The 25360-nt window shown below is 68.5% G+C and carries 20 protein-coding genes and 1 pseudogene; 5 read left to right on the forward strand and 16 right to left on the reverse strand.

The features are described 5' to 3' along the window. Positions 1–35: 35 nt before the first annotated feature. From ptsP to QZM72_RS27330, 7 genes are all read right to left on the reverse strand, one after another. The gene (gene ptsP, locus QZM72_RS27300; protein WP_089468795.1) at positions 36–1808 is read right to left on the reverse strand and encodes a phosphoenolpyruvate--protein phosphotransferase; all 1773 of its coding nucleotides are present in this window, start codon (positions 1806–1808) and stop codon (positions 36–38) included. Positions 1809–2009: 201 nt separating this feature from the next. Then, positions 2010–2279: an HPr family phosphocarrier protein gene (locus QZM72_RS27305; RefSeq protein ID WP_059506557.1), complete on the reverse strand. Its 270-nt coding sequence runs from the start codon at positions 2277–2279 to the stop codon at positions 2010–2012. Between the two features lie 73 nt (positions 2280–2352). Continuing rightward, on the reverse strand, positions 2353–2823 hold the full coding sequence (locus QZM72_RS27310) for a PTS sugar transporter subunit IIA (RefSeq protein ID WP_089468535.1): 471 nt from the start codon (positions 2821–2823) through the stop codon (positions 2353–2355). Between the two features lie 231 nt (positions 2824–3054). After that, positions 3055–4011, reverse strand: a complete 957-nt coding sequence (gshB, locus tag QZM72_RS27315) for a glutathione synthase (protein WP_301739665.1) — start codon at positions 4009–4011, stop codon at positions 3055–3057. A gap of 27 nt (positions 4012–4038) precedes the next feature. After that, positions 4039–5328, reverse strand: coding sequence for a glutamate--cysteine ligase (gene gshA / locus QZM72_RS27320; protein WP_301739666.1), 1290 nt, complete (start codon positions 5326–5328; stop codon positions 4039–4041). Positions 5329–5571: 243 nt separating this feature from the next. Beyond that, positions 5572–7005, reverse strand: a complete 1434-nt coding sequence (locus QZM72_RS27325) for an ammonium transporter (protein ID WP_089468537.1) — start codon at positions 7003–7005, stop codon at positions 5572–5574. Positions 7006–7044: 39 nt separating this feature from the next. Further along, positions 7045–7383, reverse strand: coding sequence for a P-II family nitrogen regulator (locus QZM72_RS27330; RefSeq protein WP_006398175.1), 339 nt, complete (start codon positions 7381–7383; stop codon positions 7045–7047). Between the two features lie 355 nt (positions 7384–7738). On the opposite strand from QZM72_RS27330, the gene QZM72_RS27335 reads away from it, so the two are divergent. Together QZM72_RS27335 and QZM72_RS27340 are read left to right on the forward strand one after the other, a co-directional pair. After that, positions 7739–7990 (forward strand): accessory factor UbiK family protein, encoded by a 252-nt coding sequence (locus QZM72_RS27335; RefSeq protein WP_006489451.1) that lies wholly within the window; start codon positions 7739–7741, stop codon positions 7988–7990. Between the two features lie 253 nt (positions 7991–8243). After that, positions 8244–9848, forward strand: a complete 1605-nt coding sequence (locus QZM72_RS27340; protein WP_089468538.1) for a YifB family Mg chelatase-like AAA ATPase — start codon at positions 8244–8246, stop codon at positions 9846–9848. Between the two features lie 333 nt (positions 9849–10181). Here the strand turns inward: QZM72_RS27340 and QZM72_RS27345 are convergent, their stop codons facing one another. After that, the gene (locus tag QZM72_RS27345; protein ID WP_301739667.1) at positions 10182–10754 is read right to left on the reverse strand and encodes a hypothetical protein; all 573 of its coding nucleotides are present in this window, start codon (positions 10752–10754) and stop codon (positions 10182–10184) included. Between the two features lie 156 nt (positions 10755–10910). Here QZM72_RS27345 and QZM72_RS27350 point away from each other — a divergent pair, with 156 nt between their 5' ends. Further along, positions 10911–11447, forward strand: coding sequence for a peroxiredoxin (locus QZM72_RS27350; RefSeq protein WP_301739668.1), 537 nt, complete (start codon positions 10911–10913; stop codon positions 11445–11447). 79 nt (positions 11448–11526) lie between these two features. On the opposite strand, the gene QZM72_RS27355 is transcribed toward QZM72_RS27350, so the two are convergent. The 8 genes and pseudogenes from QZM72_RS27355 to QZM72_RS27390 all read right to left on the reverse strand — a co-directional run bounded on the left by QZM72_RS27355 (position 11527) and on the right by QZM72_RS27390 (position 21971). Further along, positions 11527–12879: a sigma-54 dependent transcriptional regulator gene (locus QZM72_RS27355; RefSeq protein WP_089468540.1), complete on the reverse strand. Its 1353-nt coding sequence runs from the start codon at positions 12877–12879 to the stop codon at positions 11527–11529. A 98-nt stretch (positions 12880–12977) separates the two neighbouring features. Continuing rightward, positions 12978–14987: an ATP-binding protein gene (locus QZM72_RS27360; RefSeq protein ID WP_301739669.1), complete on the reverse strand. Its 2010-nt coding sequence runs from the start codon at positions 14985–14987 to the stop codon at positions 12978–12980. Positions 14988–14991: 4 nt separating this feature from the next. Beyond that, positions 14992–16284, reverse strand: coding sequence for a dicarboxylate/amino acid:cation symporter (locus QZM72_RS27365; protein WP_089468542.1), 1293 nt, complete (start codon positions 16282–16284; stop codon positions 14992–14994). A gap of 353 nt (positions 16285–16637) precedes the next feature. Beyond that, on the reverse strand, positions 16638–17054 hold the full coding sequence (locus QZM72_RS27370; protein WP_301739670.1) for a DUF485 domain-containing protein: 417 nt from the start codon (positions 17052–17054) through the stop codon (positions 16638–16640). Next, a pseudogene (locus QZM72_RS27375) lies at positions 17054–17362 on the reverse strand (CoA transferase); the annotation flags it as partial. The gene QZM72_RS27370 and the pseudogene QZM72_RS27375, both read right to left, overlap by 1 nt. A gap of 31 nt (positions 17363–17393) precedes the next feature. Further along, positions 17394–18563 (reverse strand): acyl-CoA dehydrogenase family protein, encoded by a 1170-nt coding sequence (locus tag QZM72_RS27380; protein ID WP_301739671.1) that lies wholly within the window; start codon positions 18561–18563, stop codon positions 17394–17396. A 13-nt stretch (positions 18564–18576) separates the two neighbouring features. Beyond that, complete coding sequence (locus tag QZM72_RS27385; RefSeq protein WP_301739672.1) at positions 18577–19785, reverse strand: acyl-CoA dehydrogenase family protein; 1209 nt, start codon at positions 19783–19785, stop codon at positions 18577–18579. 29 nt (positions 19786–19814) lie between these two features. Then, entirely contained in the window at positions 19815–21971 is a 2157-nt protein-coding gene (locus tag QZM72_RS27390) for a 3-hydroxyacyl-CoA dehydrogenase NAD-binding domain-containing protein (protein WP_301739673.1), read from the reverse strand. A gap of 270 nt (positions 21972–22241) precedes the next feature. Between QZM72_RS27390 and QZM72_RS27395 the strand changes: the two genes are divergently transcribed. After that, a complete protein-coding gene (locus tag QZM72_RS27395) occupies positions 22242–23198 on the forward strand; it encodes a LysR family transcriptional regulator (RefSeq protein ID WP_301739674.1) in 957 nt (318 codons plus the stop codon). Between the two features lie 101 nt (positions 23199–23299). Then, positions 23300–25174 (forward strand): gamma-glutamyltransferase, encoded by a 1875-nt coding sequence (gene ggt, locus QZM72_RS27400; RefSeq protein WP_301739675.1) that lies wholly within the window; start codon positions 23300–23302, stop codon positions 25172–25174. Positions 25175–25360 lie beyond the last annotated feature (186 nt).

Consider the following 25360-nt stretch of genomic DNA (forward strand, 5'->3'; position numbering starts at 1 on the left):
TGACACTTCTCTACCGTTAGCGGCGGCGAAAACGCCTACGCGGCCGCATCCGCCCGCGGCTCGGCAACCGACAGCCGCTGCAGCGCCGCCTGCACTTCTTCCGGCTCGAACGCGGCCAGCACGTCGGCCGTCGGCTTCTCGAGCGCCTTCAGGTGCGCACGCAGGATCTCCTGCTTCACGACGAGCAACTGGCTCGGGTGCATCGAGAACTCGGTGAGCCCCATCCCGAGCAATAGGCGCGTGAGCGCCGGGTCGCCCGCCATCTCCCCGCATACCGACACCGACACGCCCGCCCGCTTCGCCTCGCGCAACGTATACGCGATCAGGTGCAGCACGGCCGGATGCAGCGGGTCGTACAGGTGCGCGACCGCGTTGTCGGCGCGATCGATCGCGAGCGTGTACTGGATCAGGTCGTTCGTGCCGATCGACAGGAAATCGAAGCGCTTCAGGAACAGCGGCAACGCGATCGCGGCGGCCGGAATCTCGATCATCGCGCCGAGGCGCACGTTCGGGTCGTATGCGAGCCCCGCGTCGTCGAGCTGGCGCTTCGCCTCGCGGATCAGGTCGAGCGTCTGGTCGATCTCCTGCGCGTGCGCGAGCATCGGGATCAGGATCTTCACCTGGCCGAACGCGGACGCGCGCAGGATCGCGCGCAGCTGCGTGAGGAACATCTGCGGCTCGGACAGGCTCCAGCGGATCGCGCGCAGCCCGAGCGCCGGGTTCGGCGCCGTTTCGTAGCCTTCGTCGAGCGCCTCGAGCGGTTTATCGGCGCCGACGTCGATCGTGCGGATCGTCACCGGCATGCCCTTCATCCACTCGACGGCCCGCTTGTACGCGGCGAACTGCTCCTCCTCTTCCGGCATCTCCTTCTCATGCATGAACAGGAACTCGGAGCGGAACAGGCCGACGCCGACCGCGCCGGCCTCGACGGCCGCCTTCGCGTCGTCGGGCAGTTCGATGTTCGCGTACAGGTCGATCTTCGTGCCGCACAACGTTTGCGTCGGCGAGAACTTCAGGCGCTGCAGCTTGCGTTGCTCCAGCAGCTTCTCGGACTGGCGATACGAGTATTCCTCGAGGACGATCGGCGCCGGATCGACGATCACGATGCCCTGGTCGCCGTCGACGATGATCAGGTCGTCCTGGCGGATCAGCGAACTCGCATGCTGCACGCCGACCGCGGCCGGAATGCCGAGGCTGCGCGCGACGATCGCCGTGTGCGACGTGCGGCCGCCGAGATCGGTGACGAACGCCTGGAACGACTGCGTCTTGAACTGCATCATGTCGGCCGGCGCGATGTCGTGCGCGACGACGATCATCTCGCTCGTGCCGTTGCGGGCCGCGCGGTCGAGCGCCTGCGACGCGGACGGCGCACCGGCGAGCGCCTTCAGCACGCGCTCGACCACCTGCTCGATGTCGGCCTTGCGCTCGCGCAGGTATTCGTCCTCGATGTCGTCGAAATGGCGCGTGAGCAGCTCGAGCTGCTCGGTCAGCGCCCATTCGACGTTGTAGCGGCGCGTGCGGATCAGGTCGATGGTTTCCTGCACGAGCATCTCGTCGCTCAGGATCATCGTATGGACGTCGATGAAGGCGCCGACTTCGCTCGGCGTGTCGTCGGTCAGGTCGGCGCGCAGTGCCTCGAGCTCGCGACGCACGACGTCGAGCGCCGTGCGGAACCGCTCCACTTCGGCGTCGGTCTGGTTGGCCTCGATCAGGTAATGGGCGACGTCGAGCGCCGCCGGCGCGATCAGGTACGCTCGCCCGATCGCGATACCTCGTGAGACGGGAATGCCATGCAGCGTGAAGGACACGCGCACCTCCTCTGTACAAGTAAAGCCGCGGCACACTGCTGCGATGCGCTTATGACCCCGGTTAGCGATTATAAATTCCGCGACTCCCTGCTGGCTGCATGCAGCGCAGCATTGCACATTTCGCATCAATGCTTCCGACGAAAAAAATGCCGCGAAACCCGCGGCATTCCGACTGGAAACGGCAACGATCCCGCGCAGCGATCACTGGCCTTCGCCGAACTTGTCGGCAATCAACTTCAGCAGCGCGTCCATCGCTTCCCGCTCGTCGGGCCCGTCGGTCTCGATCGTCACGGTGCTGCCGATGCCGGCCGCCAGCATCATCACGCCCATGATGCTCTTCGCGTTGATCTTGCGCCCGTTGCGTGTCATCCAGACTTCCGACTGGAAGTTGCCGGCCAGTTGCGTAAGCTTGGCCGATGCGCGCGCATGGAGCCCCAATTTATTGACGATGGTGGTTTCTTGTTGAAGCATGATTCTCGGTCGGGTCGGTCGGGACCGCCGGCGGCGCGCGCAGGCGGGTCGGTCTAAAACGAAAAACGGGGGCTCAGTGCGATTCGGTGCGCGGCTGCGGTTCGGGCGGAATCGGCGCGCACTGGCCGCAGCCGGTTTCGCTCGGCGGCGGCGGCGTGCCGGCCGACACCTCGTGGACGCCCTTCGCGCCGCCGGACAGCGCCTTGTCGACCAGCTTGTCGAGCGGCACGGTGCGGTAGCAGACGGCCCGCACGAGCATCGGCAGGTTCACGCCGGCCAGCACGCGCACGTTGTCGAGCTTCGCGAGCTGGCCCGCGATGTTCGCGGGCGTCGCGCCGTACATGTCGGTCAGCACGACCACGCCGTTGTCTTCGCGCAGCCGCGCGAGTTCCGCGTGCGCGAACGCCATCACCTGGGACGGATCGCTGTCGGCCATCACGTCGATGCAACCGATGCGGGCGGGCACGCCGCCGTAGATGTGCGCGATGCAATCCCGCAGCGCGGTGGCGAGCGGAGCGTGCGCGATGATCAGGATCCCGGCCATGTCAGATCGCTCCCGGCCGCCCCTGGCGGGCCGATACCCCGCGGCGGGGCAATGAGCGTAGCGAGTGTGGGAAACGTTTCATGTTCAGCCTTGCAACAGTGTCGGCCCGACCGCCGGGCCTTCGGTGCGCCGATCACGGCACCGGGCAAGCGGGCATTGTAGCAGGCCGGTCAAGCTGCTCCGGCGACGGGGGACCTGCGCGGCCGCCGCCGGGGTTGCGCGGGAGGCGGCCTACGCGGCCGCACGCTCCAGCGCGTCGATGAACATCGCGGCGACGTCGAAGCCCGTCTGCTCCATGATCTCGCGGAAGCACGTCGGGCTCGTGACGTTCACCTCGGTCAGCCAGTCGCCGATCGCGTCGAGGCCAACCAGCAGCAGCCCGCGCGACGCGAGCACGGGCCCCAGCGTGGCGGCGATCTCGCGATCGCGGGCCGTCAGCGGCTGCGCGACGCCGAGGCCGCCCGCGGCGAGATTGCCGCGCACTTCGCTGCCCTGCGGAATCCGCGCGAGCGAATACGGCACCGGCTCGCCGCCGATCAGCAAAATGCGTTTGTCGCCGGCCTTGATCTCGGGAATGAACTTCTGCGCCATCACCGAGCGCGTGCCGTCGTGGCTCAGCATCTCGACGATCGAGCCGAGGTTCATGCCGTCCGGCTTCACGCGGAACACGCCCATCCCGCCCATCCCGTCGAGCGGCTTCAGGATCACGTCGCCGTGCTCGGCGTGGAACGCACGCAGACGCTTCGCATCGCGCGTGACGAGCGTCGGCGCGACGAACTGCGGAAACTCGCCGATCGCGAGCTTCTCCGAATGATCGCGGATCGACTGCGCCTTGTTGAACACGCGTGCGCCGGCGCGCTCGGCCAGCTCGAGCAGCCACGTCGACGTCACGTATTCCATGTCGAACGGCGGATCCTTGCGCATCAGCACCGCGCCGAACGATTCGAGGCGGCGCGCGTCGACCGCGCCCGCTTCGAACCAGGTGTCGCGATGCAGGTCGTCCAGCTCGCCGACGAACGTGATGCGCCGCACGTCGGCTTCGACGGCCGAGCCCGTCCACGCGAGGTGGCGCGGCTCGCACGCGTACACCGCATGCCCGCGCCGGGCGGCCTCCGCCATCATCGCGTAGGTCGAATCCTTGTAGATCTTGAAACGCTCGAGCGGGTCGGCGATAAAAAGAATGTCCATGCGGGTCCTGTACGTAGCGAAGGTCCGTTACACCTGAATGGCTTCGGGGTCGGTCTTTTCCAGTTCGATCGACGACGCGATCAGCGACAGCCGCGCGACGACGCCGTACATGTAGAAACGGTTCGGCGGCGCGGCGCCCGGCTTGGCGCCCGCATCCGGCAGCGCGGTGTGCTCGAAGCCGAGCGGCACGTAGTGCATGCCGGGCGCGTTCAGGTTCTGGTCGCGCTCGCGGCCGCCGTGCGTGCGGTAGAAGCCGCCGACCACGTAGCGGTCGATCATGTACACGACCGGCTCGGCCACTTCGTCGCCAACGCGCTCGAACGTGTAGACGCCTTCCTGCACGATCACGTCGCGCACCGCGAGGCCGGCCTTCGATTCGGCCATCTGCGCGCGCTCGGCCTTCGTCATGCGGCCGATCTCGGCCGCGTCGTGCACGGTCATCACGCCGCGGCCCGCGGTGCCCGCGTCGGCCTTCACGACGACGTACGGCTTCTCGCTGATCCCGTATTCGCGATATTTGCGCGCGATCTTCTTCAGCACGCCGTCGATCGCGTCGGCGAGCGCCTGCTCGCCTTCATGCGCCTGCCAGTCGACGCCTTCCACGTGCGCGAAATACGGATTCACCATCCACGGATCGACGCCGACCATCTTCGCGAACTTCTTCGCGACGTCGTCGTAGCACGCGAAGTGCGTCGACTTGCGGCGCACGGCCCAGCCCGCGTGCAGCGGCGGCAGCAGGTATTGCTCGTGCAGGTTTTCCAGCACGGGCGGGATGCCGGCCGACAGGTCGTTGTTCAGCAGGATCGAGCACGGGTCGAAATTCTTCAGGCCAAGGCGGCGCTGCGAACGCTCGAGCGGCTCCAGCACGATCTTCTGGCCGTCGGCCAGCGTGATCGGCGTCATGTCGGTGATGCTGGGGTCGAGCGAGCCGAAGCGCACGTTCAGGCCGGCCTGGCGCATGATCGTCGCGAGCCGCGCGACGTTTTCCAGGTAGAACGCGTTGCGGGTCGGCAGCTCGGGAATCACGAGCAGATTCTTCGCGTCCGGGCAGATCTTCTCGATCGCGGCCATCGCGGCCTGGACGGCGAGCGGCAGCACTTCGGACGGCAGATTGTTGAACGCGCCGGGAAACAGGTTCGCGTCGACGGGCGCCAGCTTGAAGCCGGCATTGCGCAGGTCCACCGAACAATAGAACGGCGGGGTGTGTTCCTGCCATTCGAGCCTGAACCAGCGTTCGATCGCAGGCGTCGCGTCGAGGATCTTCTGCTCGAGTTCGAGCAGCGGACCGTTCAACGCGGTAACGAGGTGGGGAACCATGAATCACTCGCGAGCGGGAGAATGAAGATTGTAGAGCAATTGCCTTGCCCATTTGGGGATTGTTCCCGGCTTCACAAGGATAGGGAGGGAGTTTTCGGCTATTGACCCGATAGAGTGAAGGGTTATCCGCTACGGCAGGAGGCGACAGGAGAAAAAAAGCCCGCCGGGTAGGCGGGCCGAAGTCGCTGCGCTCATTCGGAGCGGGCGCCGTCTGCGCGGCGGCCCGCCGTTGATTCGTGTGACTTATTCCACGTGCTCGCCGTGCAGGATCACGTCGAGGCCTTCGCGCTCTTCCTCTTCGGTCACGCGCAGGCCGATCGTCAGGTCGATCAGCTTCAGCAGCACGAAGCTCAGCACGCCGCTGTAGACTAGCGTGATCAGCACGCCCTTCGCCTGCAGCAGCAGGCTGCCGTCGAAGCCGCCGATGTCCTTGACCGCGAACACGCCGGTCAGCAGCGCGCCGAGAATCCCGCCGATGCCGTGCACGCCGAATGCGTCGAGCGAATCGTCGTAGCCGAGCTTCGACTTGAGCCAGGTCGCCGACCAGAAGCACACGACGCCCGCCGCGATACCGATCACGAGCGCGCCCGCCACGCCGACGAAGCCGGCTGCCGGCGTGATCGCCACGAGACCCGCGACCGCGCCCGACACGATGCCGAGCACCGACGGCTTGCCCTTCGCGATCCACTCGGCAAACATCCAGCCGAGCGCCGCGCAGGCGGTGGCGACTTGCGTCGTCAGCATCGCGAAGCCGGCACGGCCGTCGGCCGCGACCGCGGAGCCCGCGTTGAAGCCGAACCAGCCGACCCACAGCATCGAGCCGCCGATCATCGTCAGCACCAGGTTGTGCGGCGCCATCGATTCACGGCCGTAGCCGACGCGCTTGCCGAGCACCAGGCACGACACGAGGCCCGCGATACCGGCGTTGATGTGCACCACCGTGCCGCCCGCGAAGTCGAGCACGCCGTCGGCCGACAGCCAGCCGGTCGGCTCCCACACCATGTGCGCGATCGGCACATAGACGATCAGCGACCAGAGCGTCATGAACACGAGCATCGCCGAGAACTTCATCCGGTCGGCGAACGCGCCGCAGATCAGCGCCGGCGTGATGATCGCGAACGTCATCTGGTAGACGAAGTAGACCGATTCCGGAATCGTCGTCGCGAGGTGGCTGACCGTCAGCGTGGTCGCCTTGTCGCCCTTGATGTAGTTCATGCCGTGCAGGAACACGCGCGACAGCCCGCCGATGAAGCCGTTGCCCGGCGTGAACGCGAGGCTGTAGCCGACCACCGTCCACAGCACCGTGATCACGGCGGTGATCGCGAAGCTCTGCATCACGGTGGCGAGCACGTTCTTCTTGCGGACCATGCCCGCGTAGAACAGCGCGAGGCCGGGGATCGTCATGAACAGCACGAGCGCGGTGGACGTCAGCATCCACGCGGTGTCGCCCGCGCTGATCTTCGACGAATCGACCGAGAACGGTGCGGCGGGCGCAGCCGGGGCGGCCGGCGCGGATGCGGCAGCGGCAGCCGATGCGTCGGAAGCCGTGGCGGCGGGCGCGGATGCGGCCGCGGTGGAACCAGCCGCGGCGGACGCCGCGTCGTCCGCGAGCGCGGAACCGACGCCGGCCGCGATCAGCGAGCCGGCCATCAGCAGGGACATCAGAAGTTTGCGCATCTTGGGTTTCCTCTTGTCGCTTGTCTTTAGTCTGTTCTGTTACAGCGCGTCCGCGCCCGTCTCCCCGGTGCGAATCCGGATCACTTGTTCGATCGGCGTGACGAAGATCTTGCCGTCGCCGATCTTCCCCGTGCGCGCGGCCCGCTCGATCGCTTCCACCGCCTGGTCGACGAGATCGTCGGACACGGCCGCCTCGATCTTCATCTTCGGCAGGAAATCGACCACGTATTCGGCGCCGCGGTACAGCTCGGTATGCCCCTTCTGGCGCCCGAACCCTTTCACCTCCGTCACCGTGATGCCGGAGACGCCAAGCGCCGACAGCGCCTCGCGCGTCTCATCGAGCTTGAACGGCTTGATGATTGCGGTAATGAGTTTCATGAAGTCCTCTCGCTGGGTTGTCCCGTCGAATTGGTTGGAATGTTGTAACGGACTCTTCTCAGCAACTCGCATGCCATGTTGGCCCGAACACCGTCTCGGAGGGCTTCGGAACGGGGTCGTATCCCGCGGTGTAAGGCGCCAAAGCCCGGCCGAATGGCCAACGTCGGCCGGTTTGCTGGCGCGGCGAAAGGATCGTTGCTAGAGTGCACGCACGTCCCGGATCGCCGGGCCATTCACCCATGCGGGCGCCATGCCCGGAATTCGCGCCCCGCGCGCACCATTTCCGGTCATGCGTGCATCATGGGCACGTACGCAACTGAAGATGCACATTTTTTGTGCAAGGAAGGGGAATCACATGAAGCAACCCAGCGACGTTTTCAACGATCTGCAGTCGCGCGTCAGCGATTTGCTGAAAAACTCGCCGGCCAAGGACGTCGAGCGCAACGTGAAGGCCATGCTGTCGCAAGGCTTCTCGAAGCTCGACCTCGTCACGCGCGAGGAATTCGACACTCAGGCGCAGGTGCTCGCCCGCACCCGCGTGCGCCTCGAGGAACTCGAAAAGCGCGTCGCGGAACTCGAGCAGAAGCTCGCCGCGCCGCAGGCCTGACGCCCCACCCGGCCGCAAGGTCCGGGCGCGGGCCGCCTCGTGCGGCTCGCGCCCGCCACCTTCCTCCGCGCTTCGGCGTCCGTCGTTCTTCGCAGCACCTCCGCTCTTCGCAGCCCATCGCTCTTCGCTGTTCGTCGTTCGCAACACCTCGTTCTTTCCCCGCGCCACGCCGGCAAGCGCGCACCGATTTCTCCGATTCCCGCGGCATGCGGCCCCGAACGGCCGTCGCCGCCTGTCATGCAGGAGCCTCGCCATGTCGCTCGCCGTGGTGCGCAGTCGCGCGCCCGCCTCCGGCCGCGCGCCGGACGTCACCGTCGAAGTCCATCTCGCCAACGGGTTGCCGTCGTTCTCGATCGTCGGGCTGCCCGATCTCGAAGTCCGCGAAAGCCGCGAGCGCGTACGCGCCGCGTTGCAGAACTGCGGATTCGAATTCCCGGTGCGCCGCATCACCGTCAATCTCGCGCCGGCCGACCTGCCGAAGGAATCCGGCCGCTTCGACCTGCCGATCGCGCTCGGCATCCTCGCCGCGAACGGCCAGATCCCCGCCGACGCGCTGGCCGGCCGCGAATTCGCCGGTGAGCTATCGCTGACCGGCGCGCTGCGGCCGATGCGCGGCGCGTTCGCGATGGCGTGCGGCGCCGCGCGGGACTGGCGGGCGGGCGCATCCGGCGCGGGCCTTGCCGGCGGTGCGGGCCTGGATGCCGGCGCCTCGCGCGATTCCGTCGCGACATCGCGTCCACCCGAGCTGTACCTGCCGCTCGACAGCGCCGCCGAGGCCGCACTCGTGCCGGGCGTGACCGTATTCGGTGCGCGCGACCTGCCCGCGCTATGTGCGCACCTCGCCGATGCGCCCGACGGACGGCTCGCGCCGGTCGCGGCGCCCTGCCTCGACGGCCTGCCGGCGCCCGCCGCGCCCGACCTCGCGGACGTCGTCGGCCAGCGCGGTGCGCGGCGCGCGCTGGAAGTCGCGGCCGCGGGCGGCCACCACATGCTGATGGTCGGCCCGCCCGGGGCCGGCAAGTCGATGCTGGCCGCGCGCCTGGCCGGCCTCCTGCCGCCGCTGACCGACGACGAGGCGCTGACCTCGGCCGCGCTGCTGTCCGCGAGCCGGCTCGGCTTCTCGCCCGCGCAGTGGCGCCGCCGTCCGTTCCGCTCACCGCATCACTCGTCGAGCGCCGCCGCGCTGGTGGGCGGCCGCAATCCGCCGCAGCCGGGCGAAATCACGCTCGCGCACCTCGGCGTGCTGTTTCTCGACGAACTGCCGGAATTCGACCGGCACGTGCTGGAAATGCTGCGCGAGCCGCTCGAAGCCGGCCGCATCACGATCTCGCGCGCGGCCCAGCAGGCCGACTTCCCCGCCGCGTGCCAGTTGATCGCCGCGATGAATCCGTGCCCGTGCGGCTGGCACGGCGATCCGTCCGGGCGCTGCCGCTGCTCGCCGGACGTGGCCGCCCGCTATCTGCGCAAGCTGTCGGGGCCGCTGCTCGATCGCATCGACATCCAGATCGACCTGCCCGCGCTGTCGCCGGCCGAACTGGCGTCGCGCGCGACGGCGCCCGGCGAGCCGAGCGCCGTGGTGGCCGCCCGCGTCGCGCACGCGCGGGCGCTGCAGCTCGAGCGGCAGGGCAAGACGAATCACATGCTGAGCGGCCGCGAAACCGACGACCTGTGCCGGCCGACCGACGAAGGCGAGCGGTTGCTGCGCGAGGCCGGCGAACGCTTCGGCTGGTCGGCGCGCGCGTATTTCCGCGTGCTGAAGGTCGCGCGGACGATCGCCGATCTGGCCGGCGACCCGCTGCCGACGGCCGCGCAGATCGCCGAGGCGATCCGCTACCGGCGTGCGCTGACGGCGCTATGAGCGCTTGAGGAGGACAAAATCAGGCTGTCAAGACTTGACTTATACACAATTCCACTAATCCGGCCCCGGATCGCGGGTCGCCGCGGCCTTTGCCAGGCCGAATTCGTATCCCGTTGTTTTGATTGACTTTTCTCAAACGGCGCACGGGCGGCCAAACGAGCCGGAAGGCCGTCCGGCGTGGCTGTGCGGGAAATACGCGGGACTTTTCAACAAAGTTATCCACATGCGCTGTGGATAGTCGAAAAACCCTCGCAAAATCCGGCGATTAGCGTCGAAAGCTGCGAATGAACTTTCAGTTGTCACAGCGTGTCTGAGCGCCCTCGCCGGCCGCCGTCAATCGAGTTTGAACGAGCCGAAAAACTGGTCGAGCTGCTCCTGCGCGAGCGGCCCGTCGGCGATCACGACGGCCTGGTATGCGTGCCGGCCGCGCGCGACGAGCCGCGCGACGATCGTCTTGCGCGCGCGATCGCCGCCGGCGGCCGCGCCCGCGATGCGCAGCTCGAGCCCGTTCACCGCGCCGCCGGCGGCAAGCGGCACGGGCACCGACGCCGTCTGCGGCGTGCCTTCGAGGTTGCGCGACAGCCCCGCGCGCAGGAATTCGAGCGCCGCGCGCCGCGTATCGTCGCGGTCGTCGGGCAACGTCAGCGTGCCGACCGCGAATACCGCGCCGTCGACGTGCGCGGCCTGCATCCGCATCGGCATCGACGTACCGCCGAGCGCCACCGGCTGCTCCTCGACGGTCGGCTTCGCCGGCAGGTCGATCGTGTAGCCGGCGTCGTTGTGCAGCGTGCGCCAGTCGTACGACGGGGAGCACGCGGCCAGCACGGCGCTCAGGCAGGCCAGCGCGGCGAAGTGTCGCAGCGGGCGAAAAAGGGGGCGCAACGAATCGGTAACTTCCTTCGGCATGGCGGGGATCGAAGCAGGCAAAACTGGCATTATCCGCCGAACCTGAAATCGGGGATGTGCGGCCGTCGCCGGTGCACACGCCGCATTCGCGCTAAAATGAGCGCCGAATTTCGACGTCCTTTGCATCGTCCGCGTCATCGACTCCGAGAGCACCAGATGAACACCACGCCTCCCGCCCGCCGCAGTACCGGCCCCGTGCGCTACCTCGTCGCGGCCGCCGTCGTCGCGGCGATCGCCGTCGCCGGCTTCTTCGCGTTCAACGGCAAGTCCAGCGTGCCGGACGCGACCTTCACGCTGCTGTCGGGCCAGAAGGTCTCGACCGCCGGCGACCTGAAGGGCAAGGTCTACCTCGTGAACTTCTGGGCGACGAGCTGCGCGACCTGCATGCAGGAAATGCCGCAGATGGTCGATACCTATAATCGCTTCAAGGGTCGGGGGCTGGAATTCGTCGCGGTCGCGATGAACTACGATTCGCCGATGTACGTCGCGAACTACGCGCAGACGCGCCAGTTGCCGTTCAAGGTCGCGCTCGACGACGGCAGCGTCGCGAAGCAGTTCGGCAACGTGCAGCTCACGCCGACGACCTTCGTCGTCGACAAGGACGGCAAGATCCTGAAGCGCTACGTCGGCGCGCCGCAGTTCGCGGAACTCGACGCGCTGCTCAAGAAGGCGCTCGACGGCAACGCGGCCTGAGCACCGCACGACAGGACTCGCAGGGCCGCACGCCGCGCCCCGCTCCGCGAAACGGACCGCAGTGCGGTCCGTTTGCCTTTCAGCGCTCGGTTTCGCCTTTCGCCGACAGCCCATAGCGCTTCATCTTCTCGTACAGCGTCGCCTTGCCGACATGCAGCCGGTCGGCCGTCGCGGCGACCGCGCCGCCCGTCTGGTTCAGCGCCTCGGCGATCACCGCGCGCTCGAACTGCTCGATGCGCTCCTTCAACGTCTGGTCGTTGTCGGCGTCGTCGCCCGCGCCCGATTCCTGCGGCATGTCGGCCACGCCGAGCACGAAGCGGTCGGCCGCGTTGCGCAGCTCGCGCACGTTGCCCGGCCAGTCGCGCTGCATCAGGCTCGCGCGCTGCCGGTCGGTCAGCACCGGCGCGGGCCGCTCGTAGCGCACCGCTGCATCGAGCATGAAGTGTTCGAACAGCGGCACGATGTCCTCGCGGCGCTCGGCGAGCGGCGGCAGCGCGATCGTCACGACGTTGAGCCGGTACAGCAGGTCGCGCCGGAACGTGCCGGCCGCGACGAGCTCGCTCATGTCGCCCTTCGCCGCCGCGACCACGCGGCAGTTCACGCGGATCGGCTGGTTCGAGCCGAGCCGCTCGAGCACGCCGTCCTGCAGCACGCGCAAGAGCTTCACCTGCAACGCGAGCGGCATGCTTTCGATTTCGTCGAGGAACAGCGTGCCGCCGGACGCGTATTCGAGCTTGCCGACGCGCCGCTTCGCGGCGCCGGTGAACGCACCGGGCTCGTAGCCGAACATCTCCGACTCGAACATCGGCTCGGGCAGCGCGCCGCAATTGACCGCGATGAACGGCTTGTCGCGGCGCGGCGACAGCTCGTGCAGGCTGCGCGCGATCAGCTCCTTGCCGGCGCCCGTGTCGCCGTTGATCAGCACCGACGCGTCGGTCGGCGCGACGTTCGCGATCAGCTTGCGCACCTGCTCGATCGCGGGGCTGCGGCCGATGATGCGCGGCGCGACGACGTTCTGCCCGGCCAGCTCGCGCCGCAGCGCGTGGTTCTCGAGCACGAGCTCGCGGCGCTCGAGCGCGCGGCGCACCGTCTCGATCAGGCGCTCGGCCGCGAACGGCTTTTCGATGAAGTCGTACGCGCCGTCGCGCATCGCCTGCACGGCCATCGAGATGTCGCCGTGCCCGGTGACAAGGATCACCGGCACGTCGGGCACGCGCTCGCGGCACTGCGCGAGCACGTCGAGCCCGCTCGCGCCGGGCAGCCGGATGTCGCTGACGATCGCGCCGGCGGTATCCGCGACGATCGCCTTCTCGGCCGCTTCGGCCGACTCGAAGCCGGCAACGTCGAAGCCCGCCAGTTGCAGGCTCTGCACGCTCGCCCGGCGCACGAGCGCATCGTCCTCGATATAGATCACTTGCAGCCGGTTGGCCATCTTGGTCACTTGCTCCTGACAGGCCGCGCGGCGGGCGCGCGGCGCTCGTTGATGCCGGTCGTTCGCCGACCGGGCCTGCGGCCTACGGCCTGCTCACGCTAATGCGAGCCCGCCGGCTCGGACACGGAGTCCGGATGATGCGTGCGGGCGCGCCGCAGCGTCAAGACGAACAGCGCGCCGCCCGACGGGGCGTTGCGTGCGGTCAGCGCGCCGCCCGCGTCGCTCGCGATCGACGACGAGATCGCGAGGCCGAGCCCGAGCCCGCGCCCCATTTCCTTGGTCGTGAAGAACGGCTCGAACAGGCGCGGCAGCAAATCGGGCGCGATGCCGGAGCCGTTGTCGCGCACCTCGACCGCGAGCGTCGCGACCGACACCGCGATCGTCACCTCGATCGCCGGCGCCGCGACGCCGGCCACCGCGTCGAGCGCGTTGCCGAGCAGGTTGATCAGCACCTGTTCGAGGCGCAGGTCCTCACAGCGCGCGACGAGTTCCGGATAGTCTCGCGCCAGATCGAGCGGCGCGTCCTGGGCGGGCGAGACGGTCGCGTCCTGCAGCGTCAGCGTGAGCGCGACGCCGCGCAGGCGTTCGTCGAGCAGCGACAGTACGCTGCGCAGCGCACGCACGACGAGCGCCTGCTCGTTGCGCGGCTTCGCGCGGCCGACGAACAGCTTCAGCTGGTTCGTGATCTTGCCCATCCGCTCGGTGAGCGCGGCGATCGCCTCGAGATTCTCGCGCGCGGCCGCCTGCTCGCCGCGATCGAGCAGCACGCGCGTGTTGTCCGAGAAGCTGCGCAGCGCCGCGAGCGGCTGGTTCAGTTCATGCGTGATGCCGGCCGCCATCTGGCCGAGCGCGGCGAGCTTGCTCGCCTGGATCAGTTCGTCGTGCGCGGCGCGCAGCTCCTGCTCCGCGCGGATCCGGTCGCCGACTTCCTTCTGCAACTGCTCGTTCGCTTCAGACAAATCGGCCGTCCGCTCCTCGACGCGCCGGTTCAGCTCCGCGTATGCCTGCTGGAGCAGCGCGCGGCCGCGGATCATCTCGCGCACGCGGGCGCGGCGCATCCGCCAGTAGAACGCGAGCAGCGCGACCGACACGAAGCCGAAGCCGGTGACGATCGTCGCGTTGCGCGCATCGGCATCGATCGGCGCGATCGGCGCGAGCGTGACGAGCAGCCAGTCGGGCTCGCCGATCCGGCGCTTGCTGGCGAGGAAGCGCGGCGCGCGCCGGCCGGCGCCCAGACGCACGATCTCCGCATCGGCGCCGAGCGTCTGCTCGACGCGCAGCGGCAGCGGCGTGACCGGTTGCTGCGCGTACTGGCGCGTTTCGTAGATCGACGCGGCGACGGGCCCCGTGAGCGGGCGCAGCGTGTGGTATTTCCACGCGGGCACCGACGACAGGAACACGACGCCGTGATCGTCCGCGACGACGAGCGGCTCGGACGCATCGGCGCCCTGGAACCATTCGAGGTTGAGCTTCACGACCACGACGCCCGCGATCTTGCCGTCGCGCCACACGGGCTGCGAGATGTAGTAGCCGGGGTCCCGCGAGATCGTGCCGATCCCGAAGAAGCGGCCGACCCGGCCGTTCATCGCATCGAGGAAATACGGGCGGAAACGGTATTCGATCCCGACGAAGCTGTCGGGCGCGCGCCAGTTGCTGGCGGCGACGCACAGGCCGTCCGCGCCGATCACGTAGGTGACGGTCGCGTGCGCGTGTTCGTTGAGATCTTCGAGATAGCGGTTGACGCGGGCGGTGTAGTCGCCGCGCTTCGGCTCGGCGAGCAGATCCTGCACGTACGGATGGCTGCCGAGCAGATAAGGCAGCGATTCGTAGCGGTCGAGCGTGCTCTTGAGCGCGTTGGTGGTGCGATCGACGCGCACCGCGGCATTGCGCTGCAGCTCGGCGACGCCGCGCTGCCAGGTGACCGTCCACGTGAGCGCGCACGCCGCGACGAGCGCGGCGGCGAGCACGACGAGGATGAGCAGGCGGCGCGTCACGGTCGAGGCTTCCTGGCGATGCGGATCGCCTATTGTGTCATAGGCCTGCGCATCGATACCCCGGCCGCCGCGGGCCGCACGGCCGGCGAGCCGTGCCGCCGCCTGCTCGTTCATCGCGTCAGACGCCGGCCGTCGTCTCGGTCGGCGCGACTTCGCTGCCGCCCTTCAGCGCCTGGCGCAGCTTGTTGCGGTCGAGCTCCTTCTCCCACGCCGACACGACGACGGTCGCCACGCCGTTGCCGACGATGTTGGTCAGCGCACGGCATTCGCTCATGAAGCGGTCGATGCCGAGGATCAGCACCATGCCCGACAGCGGGATCGTCGGCACGACGGCCAGCGTCGCGGCCAGCGTGATGAAGCCCGCGCCCGTCACCCCGCTCGCGCCCTTCGACGTGAGCATCGCGACGGCCAGCAGCGTGAGCTGCTGCATCCACGTCAGCTCGATGTTGGTCGCCTGCGCGATGAACAGCACGGCCATCGTCATGTAGATGTTGGTGCCGTCGAGGTTGAACGAATAGCCGGTCGGCACGACGAGGCCGACGACCGAACGCGAGCAGCCGGCCTTCTCGAGCTTTTCCATCAGCTGCGGCAGCGCGGCTTCCGACGAGCTCGTGCCGAGCACGATCAGCATCTCTTCCTTGATGTACGACACGAAGCGGATGATCGAGAAGCCCGTGGCGCGCGCGATCGCACCGAGCACGACCAGCACGAACACGACCGACGTCAGATAGAACGTGCCGATCAGCTTGAGCAGCGGCACCAGCGAGCCGACGCCGTACTTGCCGATCGTGAACGCCATCGCGCCGAACGCGCCGATCGGGGCCAGCTTCGTGACGATGTGCACGATGCCGAACAGCACGCGCGTCAGGCCGTCGATGAAGTCGGTCACGACCTTGCCGCGCTCGCCGAGGTGCGCGAGCACGCTGCCGAACAGCAGCGCGATCAGCAGGATCTGCAGGATTTCACCCTGCGCGAACGCATCGACCATCGTGTTCGGGATGATGTGCATCAGGAAGTCGACCGTCGACTGCCCGTGCGCCTTCGCCGCGTACGACGCGACGGCCTTGCCGTCGAGCGTCGCCGGATCGATGTTGAAGCCGACGCCCGGACGCAGCAGGTGCGTGGCCGCGAGGCCGAGCAGCAGCGCGAAGGTCGACACGATCTCGAAGTACAGCAGCGCCTTGCCGCCGACGCGGCCGACCTTCTTCATGTCCTCCATGCCGGCGATGCCGGTGACGACCGTACAGAAGATGATCGGGCCGATCACCATCTTGATCAGCTTGATGAAGCCGTCGCCGAGCGGCTTCATGTCGGTGGCGATCGACGGGTAGAAGTGGCCGAGGATCACGCCGACGATGATGGCGAAAATCACCTGCACATAGAGCACTTTGTAGAAGGGTTTCTTCTTCACGATGGTTCCTGCTGAAGTGGATGAGCCGTGGAAACGGCGTCACGCGCGCAGGCGAATGTCTCAGGGGAGAAGGCATTCGCCCGCGCGGCTGCCGTGCCGCAACAAGCGATGCCTCAGGACATCCGGAGGGGGAGGAAGGCATTGGTCATCGGTTGTCTCCTTGGTTTAATAGTCAGGCCGGAGGCCGGCCATGCGCTTTATATTGCAAGGTCGATGCCAGGTTTCCGAAACCCCTCAAGCCATTGTTTTCATTGTATTTCCCATAATGCGGCAGGCAAGGAAATCCGGGATTCCGGATTTCTGGAAAATATCCGTCCGGCGATCCGGACGGACGCATTGTTTCATCGGATGAATCAGTGCTGCACGGCGCGGCTCGCCAGCACGCCCGTCTGCGCGTAGCACTCCTGCCGCGCGAACGCGTCGCGCTCGCGGCGTGCGCGCTCGCCGCGATCCGCGAGCGAGCCGGCCACGATCCCGACGAACGCGAGCGGCACCGACACGAGCGCCGGGTTGTCGAGGAACACCGGCGCGCGTGCGTGGTGCAGCACGTCGCCCCATACCGACGCACGGTTCGCGCGCAGCACGTAGCACGCGGTCAGGCCGATCGCGACCAGGATGATCGCGACGCCCGCGGCGATCCCGACCGTCGTCGTCGCGCCGCGGTACAGCGGCGCGGCGAGCACGTGCGGCGCGAGCGCGACGAGCAGGATGAAGCCGTAGTACGTGGCGATCATCAACGCGGCGAGCGTGAAGCTGAAGCGGCGCCGCACTTGAAGTTGTGGAGCACCACGTCGGCCTGCGCGGCCAGCTCGCGCGCGATGTGCTGGCCGGCTTCCGTCTGCAGGTCGACGCAGGTCGACCGCTTGCTGCGGTTCACGCTGTTGAAATAGGTGGTCTCGGTGTCGCCGATCCGCAGCCCCCAGTCGCGCGTATCGTCGCCGCGCGCCGGATGCTCGACCTTGATCACTTCCGCGCCGAAATCGGCGAGCACCATCGCGCACCACGGGCCTGCCAGCACGCGCGAGAAATCGAGCACCTTCACGCCGGCCAGCGGCAGCGCGCGCGTGTCGTTCGTCATCGTTGTCTCCTCCATGCGCGTTTGCGCGCCGTTATTGTGTCGACAGCGGTTTCGACAGCGGTTTCGACAGCGCGATGTAGCGCGCGAGATGGTGATCCTCGTCGCCAAGTTGATGATCGATCATCACGAGACGCTTCGCGTAATGCGACAGCGGCAGCTCCCACGTCATCCCGATCCCGCCGTGCAGCTGGATGCTTTCTTCCGCGACGAGCGTGCCGATCCGGCCGATGGTGTATTTCGCCGCCGCGAGCGCGCGTTCGCGCACCGCGCGCGGCGCATCGAGCTGCGCGGCCGCGTTGATCACCGCCGAGCGCGCCTGCTCGACTTCGAGCAGCAGGTCGGCCATCCGGTGCTGCAGCGCCTGGAAGCTGCCGATCGGCAGCCCGAACTGCTTGCGCGTGCGCAGGTAGTCGAGCGTGTGCTCCTTCGCGACGTCCATCGCGCCGAGCGCTTCCGCCGACAGCGCGAGCAGCCCGTAGCCGAGCACGCGTTCGAGCAGTTCGGCGCCCGCTTCGCCGTCGTGCGCGTGCGGCGCACCCAGGGCGGCATCGGCCGGCAGCGCGACGCGCTCGAAGCGCACTTCGGCCGCGCGCCCGCCGTCGATCTTCCGGTAATCGCGCAGCGACACGCCCGGCGCATCGGCCGGCACGACGAACAGGCCGATGCCGGCCGCGTCGTCGTCGTTGCCCGACACGCGCGCACTGACGACGAAGAACGCCGCCCGCGCGGCCTGGTCGACGACGCCCTTCGCGCCCGTCAGCACCCAGCCGTCGCTCGACCGTTCGGCGCGCGTGCGCACCGTCGTCAGTTCGTAGTGCGAGCCCGGTTCGTCGTGCGCGAAGGCGGCGCTCGCGCTGCCGTCGATCAGCGCGGCGAGCCGCTCGCGATGCGCATCGCCGCCGGCGAGCGCGAGCGCACGACCCACGAGCAGCGCGCCGAGGAACGGTTCGACGACGAGCCCGCGCCCGAGGCATTCGAACACCACGGCGATGTCGAAGCCCGCGCCGCCGAAGCCGCCGTCGGCTTCGGCGAACAGCGCGCCGACCGCGCCGAGTTCGGCGAAGCGCCGCCACATCGCGCGGTCGAAGCCTTCGGCCGACTGCGCGATGCGCTCGCGCACCGGGAACGCGTACTGTTCGGCGATGAAGCGGTTCAACGTGTCCGCCAGCATCCGGCGGTCTTCTGTGTGCTGGAAATCCATCGTCGCGTCCCTCTTACAGCCCGAGCATCATCTTCGCGATGATGTTCTTCTGGATCTCGTTCGAGCCGCCGAAGATCGACAGCTTGCGGTTGTTGAAATACTGCTGCGCGGCGCTCGCGGCCTCTTCCGGGCCGACCGGCTCGCCGTCGTAATCGGCATCGAGTGCTTCCTCGACGAACGGCTGCGCGTACGGCCCCATCGCGCGCCGCATCAGCGCGGTGATCTCCTGGCGGATCTGCGTGCCGCGGATCTTCAACATCGAGCTTTCCGCGCCCGGCACGCCGCCGCCCGCGACCGCGGCCAGCACGCGCAGGTTGGTCGTGCGCATGTTTTCCAGCTCGATCTCGACGCGGGCAAGCCGCGCCGCGAAGAACGGATCGTCGGCGAGCGGCCGGCCGTGCTTCGCGACTTTCGCGGCGACCGCGCGCAACCGGTCGAGGGCCGCAGTCGAAAAGCCGATCCCCGCGATGTTGGTGCGCTCGTACGTGAGCAGGTATTTCGCGTAGGTCCAGCCGCGGTTCTCTTCGCCGACGAGGTTTTCCACCGGCACGCGCACGTCGGTGAAGAACACCTCGTTCACCTCGTGCTCGCCGTCGAGCGTGATGATCGGGCGAACCTCGACGCCCGGCGTGTTCATGTCGATCAGCAGGAAGCTGATGCCCTCCTGCTTGCGCACGTCGGTCGCGGTGCGCACGAGGCAGAAGATCATGTTCGCGTAGTGGCCGAGCGTGGTCCACGTCTTCTGGCCGTTCACGACGTAGTGATCGCCCTGCGCGTCCACACCTCGCACCGCGCTCGTCTTCACCGCCGCGAGATCGGAGCCGGCGCCCGGCTCCGAATAGCCCTGGCACCACCAGTCGGTGCCGTCGAGAATGCGCGGCAGCCAGTGGCGCTTCTGCGCTTCGCTGCCGTACTTGATCAGCACGGGGCCGAGCATGTTCACGCCGAACGGCACGATGCGCGGCGCGCCGGCAAGCGCGCATTCGTTGTCGAACAGGAATTTCTGCGCGACGCTCCAGCCGGGGCCGCCGTATTCGCGCGGCCAGTGGCTCGCGAGCCAGCCGCGCGCGTTGAGTGTCGCATGCCATTCGCGCATGTCGTCGCGCGTCAGGTGCAGGCCGCCCTTCACCTTGCGCGCGATGCGCTCGGGCAGTTCGGCTTGCAGGAAGCGCTGCACTTCCGTGCGAAACGCTTCCTCTTCGGGAGTGAAATCGAGGTCCATCGTGGGTCCGTGGCGAATGCGGTGGGCGTTCAGTCGATGCGGTTCAGGCTCGCGAAATCCGCGCCGCGCGCGACGAGATCGACGAGCAGCGGCGACGGCTTCCAGAACAGCGGATCTTCGTTCGCGAACGCGCGGATATCGGCGAGCACGTTCGCGAGGCCGACCGTGTCCGCGTAGTGCATCGGGCCGCCGCGATAGCGTGGGAAGCCGTAGCCGTACAGGAACACCGCGTCGACGTCGAGCGGGCGCAGCGCGATCTTCTCGTGCACGACGTTCGCGCCTTCGTTGATCATCGCGGCGAGGTAGCGGCGCAGGATTTCTTCATCGGTGAAGGTGCGCGGCGTGACGCCCTTCCTCGCACGCTCTTCGGCGACGATCGCTTCGACTTCGGGGTCCGGCGTGCCGACGCGCGCGCCGTCCGGATACAGGTAGTAGCCGCGGCCGGTCTTCTGCCCGAACCAGCCGCGCTCGCACAGCCGGTCGGAAATCGCCACGTAGCGCGCGTTCGGATCGCGCGTCGCCGCGCGGCGCTTGCGGGTCGCCCAGCCGATGTCGCCGCCCGCGAGGTCGACTACCTGGAACGGCCCCATCGGGAAGCCGAACGCGCGCACCGCGCGATCGATCTGGTACGGCGACGCGCCGCCCTCCATCAGGTAGTCGGCCGCCGTCCGATAGACGGCGAGGATCCGGTTGCCGATGAAGCCGTCGCACACGCCCGCGCGCACCGGCGTCTTCTTCAGTTGCTTCGCCAGCGCGAACGCGGTCGCGACGACGTCCGGGCTCGCGCGCTTCGGCACCACGATCTCGAGCAGCTTCATCACGTTGGCCGGCGAGAAGAAATGCAGGCCGATCACGTCGGCCGGCCGGTCGATGCTCGCGGCGAGTGCGTCGATGTCGAGATACGACGTATTGGTCGCGAGCACCGCGCCCGGCTTGCACACGCGCGCGAGTTCGGCGAACACGGCCTGCTTCACGGCCATGTCCTCGAACACGGCCTCGATCACGACGTCGGCCTGCGCGAGCGCGTCGTACGACGTGCTGCCCTTGAAGCGCGCGAGCCGCGCCGCGTGGGCGGCCGGCGTCATCCGGCCTTTCGCGACGAGGCCGTCGTACACCTTCTCGACGTGCGCGCGGCCGCGCGCGAGCGACGCGTCGTCGCGCTCGATCATCGTCACCGGCAGCCCGGCGTCGAGCGCCGCGACCGCGATGCCCGCGCCCATCGTGCCGCCGCCGACCACGCCGATCCGCTCGACCGGCCGTGCGCTCGCACGCCGCGCCTCCGGCGCCTTCGCCGCCTCGCGTTCCGCGAAGAACGCATGCACGAGGCCCGCGCGCTGCGGGCTGTCGAGGCACTGCAGGAACAGGCTGCGTTCGAACTTCATCCCCGCGTCGAACGACTGCGTGAGCGCGGCCTCGACCGCGTCGACGATCTTCGCCGGCGAGAAGAGCCCGCGCGATTTCTTCGGTAACTCGGCACGCGCCGCGTCGATCGCGGCCTGCGCGGCCGCGCGGTCGGCCAGGCCCTGCGCGTCGCGCGTGCGACGCACCGGCGCGCCGAGCGACACGAGTTCCTGCGCATACGCGAGCCCTTCGGCGAGCGTGTCGTCGCTGTGCGCGAGGCGATCGACGAGGCCGAGCGCGAGCGCTTCCTCGGCGCTCGCATGACGGCCCGTCAGCATCAGGTCGAGCGCGGCCTTCGCGCCGATCAGGCGCGGCGCGCGCTGCGTGCCGCCCGCGCCGGGCAGCAGGCCGAGCGTCACTTCGGGCAGCCCGAGTTTCGCGCCGGGCACCGCGAGCCGGTAATGCGCGGCCAGCGCGACCTCGAGGCCGCCGCCGAGCGTCGCGCCGTGCAGCGCGACCACGACCGGCTTGGTCCCCGATTCGATCCGTTCGCACACGTCGGGCAGCGACGGCGGCACGGGCGGCTTGCCGAATTCGCGGATGTCGGCGCCCGCGATGAAGTTGCGGCCGGCACCGACGATCAGCACCGCGCGAATCGCGTCGTCGGCGTGCGCGGCGTCGATCGCGTCGGCGAGGCCGCGCCGCACGTCGGCGAGGCCGCGCCGCACGTCGGCGGACAGCGCGTTGACGGGCGGATGGTCGATCGTGACGACGAGCACCTTGTCGCGCCGTTCGCGCGTGACGGTGCCGGCCGTGGGGCTGGCGGGGGAAGCGGTGGAATTCATCGTGTCTCCAGTCGTGCGGTGCGCCGGGCGGCGGGAACCGGTCGCGCGGGCCGGCAGCGCCGGTGCGCGAGCCGGTTCGGGCGGCGCGGGAAACGGTCCGGCGTGGTTGCCGGGCATGACTCGATTCTCGATTGATCGAGATTCGTTGACAATTCCCGCACGCCTTTACAAGCTGTCAAGTCTGGCTTGACACTGAATGCTTTCCGACCGTTTCGGATCGCTTCGGGCCGCTTTGGATCGATTAACGGGACGGATCAGGAGACACCCCGCATGGACCTGAACGCGCTGACGCTGCTCGTCGAGATCCTCGATGCCGGCAATCTCAGCAAGGCCGCGCAGCGGCTCAAGATGAGCCGCGCGAACGTCAGCTACCGGTTGAACCAGCTCGAACGCTCGATCGGGCAGCAGCTCGTGCGGCGCACGACGCGGCGCATGGAGCCAACCGAGATCGGGCTGAAGCTGTACGAGCACGGCCGGCGCATCCGCAACGAGCTGCTCGCCGCGCAGGAATCGGTGACGACGCTCGGCCAGGACCTGCAGGGCCGCGTGCGCTTGTCGGTGCCGAGCGGCTACGGGCAGATGGTGATGTCCGACTGGCTGCTCGCGTTCAAGCGGCGGCATCCGGGCATCGTGCTCGACGTGGTGTTCGAGAATCGCGTGGAAGACCTGATGCGCGACGAAGTCGACATCGCGATCCGCGTGATGTCCGAGCCGCCGCAGAACCTCGTCGCGCGCGACATGGGCGCGGTGCGCTACGTCGCCTGCGCGTCGCCCGCGTTCGCGGCCGCCCACGGGATGCCGGCGAGCCTCGGCGCGCTGGCCGCCGCGCCGGTCGTCACCGCGACGGTGCTGGGGCGGCAGTTGCGAATCGCCGCGTATCTCGGCGACGAGCGCCACGAGGTGCTGCTCGAGCCGACGCTGATTTCGGAGAACTTCCTGTTCCTGCGCCAGGCGATCCTCGCGGGGATCGGCGTCGGCATCGTGCCCGACTACGTGATGCAGGACGACCTGCGGCACGGCGCCGTCGTCACGTCGCTCGACGCGTACCGGCTCAGCATCTTCGGCACCCACATGTACATGCTCTACATGCCGAACCGCCACCACACGCGCGCGACGTCGACGTTCATAGAGTTCATCCTCGAACAGGCCGGAAAGACCGGCCGGGGCGGGCCCGGCGGGGTGCGTCAGGGTTTCCTGTCGGATGACAAGCCGCCGGGCACGCGGTGACAATAGCGCGCCGGGGCGGGCAGCGCCGTTGCGCCCGCGCCGACGTCAACCTCAACATCGACGCCGCCGTCTCCTTCGAATTCACTGCTGCCGAGGGTTCCATGTTCGACCGGATTCGTCCGCATTCGCGTCCCTGGACGCTGCTCGCCGTCGTCGCGTTCGTCGCGTTCAATGCCGGCTGCACGTCCCCGTCCGCGCCGTCGGGCGCCGTCGTCCCGGTCGCCGCTGCATCGGGCGCGGCCGTCCCGCTGCCGGGCGTTCACGCGCCCGAACTGTCGTCCGGCTGGACCGACAAGCCGGGCTGGACCTCGCAGCACTTCATGATCGCGGCCGCGAACCCGCTCGCGACGCAAGCCGGCTACGACATGCTGAAGGCCGGCGGCACCGCGATCGACGCGGCCATCGCGACGCAGATGGTGCTCACGCTCGTCGAGCCGCAATCGTCGGGCATCGGCGGCGGCGCGTTCATGCTGTACTTCGACGGCAAGGCGACGCAGGCGTACGACGGCCGCGAGACCGCGCCGGCCGCCGCGACCGAGCGCCTCTTCTACGGGCCGACCGGCCAGCCGATGGGCTTCTACGAAGGCGTCGTCGGCGGCCGCTCGGTCGGCACGCCGGGCGTGCTGCGCATGCTCGAGGCCGCGCACCGCGCGCACGGCAAGCTGCCGTGGCGCCGGCTATTCCAGCCGGCCATCCGGCTCGCCGAGCGCGGCTTCACGATCAGCCCGCGCCTGGCGATGCTGATCGCGAACGACAAGTACCTGAGCAACGACCCGGCCGCCCGCGCGTACTTCTACAACGCCGACGGCACGCCGAAGGCCGCCGGCACGGTGCTGAAGAACCCGGCGCTCGCGACGGTGCTGCGCCAGGTCGCCGACCGCGGCGCGAACGCGTTCTACAGCGGCGCGATCGCGCGCGACATCGTCACGAAGGTGCGCAAGCACCCGACCAACCCGGGACTGCTGTCGCTGCAGGATCTCGCGCGCTACAAGGCAAAGGTGCGCGCGCCGCTGTGCGCCGACTACCGGCGCTCGGTCGTGTGCGGGATGCCGCCGCCGTCGTCGGGCGGCCTCGCGATCGCGCAGATGCTCGGCATCCTCGCAGCGATGCCCGACTGGCAGCAGATCGGCGCGCAGAAGCCGGTGCGCAACGAGGTCGGCTACGAGCCGACGCCGTTCGCCGCGCACCTGTTCAGCGAAGCCGGGCGCCTCGCGTATGCGGACCGCGCACGCTACGTGGCCGATCCCGATTTCGTGCCGCTGCCGGGCGGCAACTGGGCGAGCCTCACCGACAAGACCTATCTCGCGCAGCGCGCGCGGCTGATCGGCGACGCCAGCATGGGCGTCGCGCAGGCCGGCACGCCGCAGGGCGCGACGCTCGCGCTGGCCGACGATCGCAGCCCCGAATGGCCGTCGACCTCCGACATCGCGATCGTCGATCGCTACGGGCAGGCGCTCTCGATGACGACCAGCATCGAGGATGCGTTCGGCTCGCGGCTGATGGTGCGCGGCTTCATGCTGAACAACCAGCTCACCGATTTCTCGTTCGTATCGAACGACAACGGCCGTCCGGTCGCGAACCGCGTGCAGCCCGGCAAGCGGCCGCGCTCGGCGATGTCGCCGGAACTCGTGTTCGACCAGAAGACGAAGCAGGTGACGATGATCGTCGGCTCGGCCGGCGGCCCGGCGATCATCAACCACGTCGCGAAGACGCTGGTCGGCGTGCTCGACTGGGGGATGACGATGCAGCAGGCGATCGCGCTGCCGAACTTCGGGTCGATGAACGGGCCGACGCAACTCGAACGCGGGCGCGTGTCGGACGCGCTCGCCGACGGGCTGAAGGGCCGCGGGCACGACGTGCGGATCGTCGAGATGAACTCGGGGCTGCAGGGGATCCAGCGGCTGAACGTGCAAGGGCAGACGGTGTGGTTCGGCGGGGCGGACCCGCGGCGCGAAGGCGTGGCGATGGGGGAATGAGGGCGAACGACGTCCCTCCGTGGCGGTGTGCGCGAATCGGCGCGCACCGCCTTCCTGTCGGGACCTATCCGTGATTTCGTGGGCGAGGCATATCATGAGGTGTAAAAGTCATGGATATGCCAATGAAGAAGAAACGGCAAACTGTAGCGCGTCAGGCGGCGGCTCGCGGGCCGCTGCCTGAACTGC

This window comes from Burkholderia sp. AU45388 (assembly GCF_030481585.1).
GTDB lineage: Bacteria > Pseudomonadota > Gammaproteobacteria > Burkholderiales > Burkholderiaceae > Burkholderia > Burkholderia sola.

Coding starts and splice junctions, on each gene's coding strand:
- QZM72_RS27305 (WP_059506557.1), bottom strand. CDS start 2,279: ATGCTTCAACAAGAAACCACCATCGTCAATAAATTGGGGCTCCATGCG.
- QZM72_RS27310 (WP_089468535.1), bottom strand. CDS start 2,823: ATGGCCGGGATCCTGATCATCGCGCACGCTCCGCTCGCCACCGCGCTG.
- gshB (WP_301739665.1), bottom strand. CDS start 4,011: ATGGACATTCTTTTTATCGCCGACCCGCTCGAGCGTTTCAAGATCTAC.
- gshA (WP_301739666.1), bottom strand. CDS start 5,328: ATGGTTCCCCACCTCGTTACCGCGTTGAACGGTCCGCTGCTCGAACTC.
- QZM72_RS27325 (WP_089468537.1), bottom strand. CDS start 7,005: ATGCGCAAACTTCTGATGTCCCTGCTGATGGCCGGCTCGCTGATCGCG.
- QZM72_RS27330 (WP_006398175.1), bottom strand. CDS start 7,383: ATGAAACTCATTACCGCAATCATCAAGCCGTTCAAGCTCGATGAGACG.
- QZM72_RS27335 (WP_006489451.1), top strand. CDS start 7,739: ATGAAGCAACCCAGCGACGTTTTCAACGATCTGCAGTCGCGCGTCAGC.
- QZM72_RS27340 (WP_089468538.1), top strand. CDS start 8,244: ATGTCGCTCGCCGTGGTGCGCAGTCGCGCGCCCGCCTCCGGCCGCGCG.
- QZM72_RS27345 (WP_301739667.1), bottom strand. CDS start 10,754: ATGCCGAAGGAAGTTACCGATTCGTTGCGCCCCCTTTTTCGCCCGCTG.
- QZM72_RS27350 (WP_301739668.1), top strand. CDS start 10,911: ATGAACACCACGCCTCCCGCCCGCCGCAGTACCGGCCCCGTGCGCTAC.
- QZM72_RS27355 (WP_089468540.1), bottom strand. CDS start 12,879: ATGGCCAACCGGCTGCAAGTGATCTATATCGAGGACGATGCGCTCGTG.
- QZM72_RS27360 (WP_301739669.1), bottom strand. CDS start 14,987: ATGAACGAGCAGGCGGCGGCACGGCTCGCCGGCCGTGCGGCCCGCGGC.
- QZM72_RS27380 (WP_301739671.1), bottom strand. CDS start 18,563: ATGGATTTCCAGCACACAGAAGACCGCCGGATGCTGGCGGACACGTTG.
- QZM72_RS27385 (WP_301739672.1), bottom strand. CDS start 19,785: ATGGACCTCGATTTCACTCCCGAAGAGGAAGCGTTTCGCACGGAAGTG.
- QZM72_RS27390 (WP_301739673.1), bottom strand. CDS start 21,971: ATGAATTCCACCGCTTCCCCCGCCAGCCCCACGGCCGGCACCGTCACG.
- QZM72_RS27395 (WP_301739674.1), top strand. CDS start 22,242: ATGGACCTGAACGCGCTGACGCTGCTCGTCGAGATCCTCGATGCCGGC.
- ggt (WP_301739675.1), top strand. CDS start 23,300: ATGTTCGACCGGATTCGTCCGCATTCGCGTCCCTGGACGCTGCTCGCC.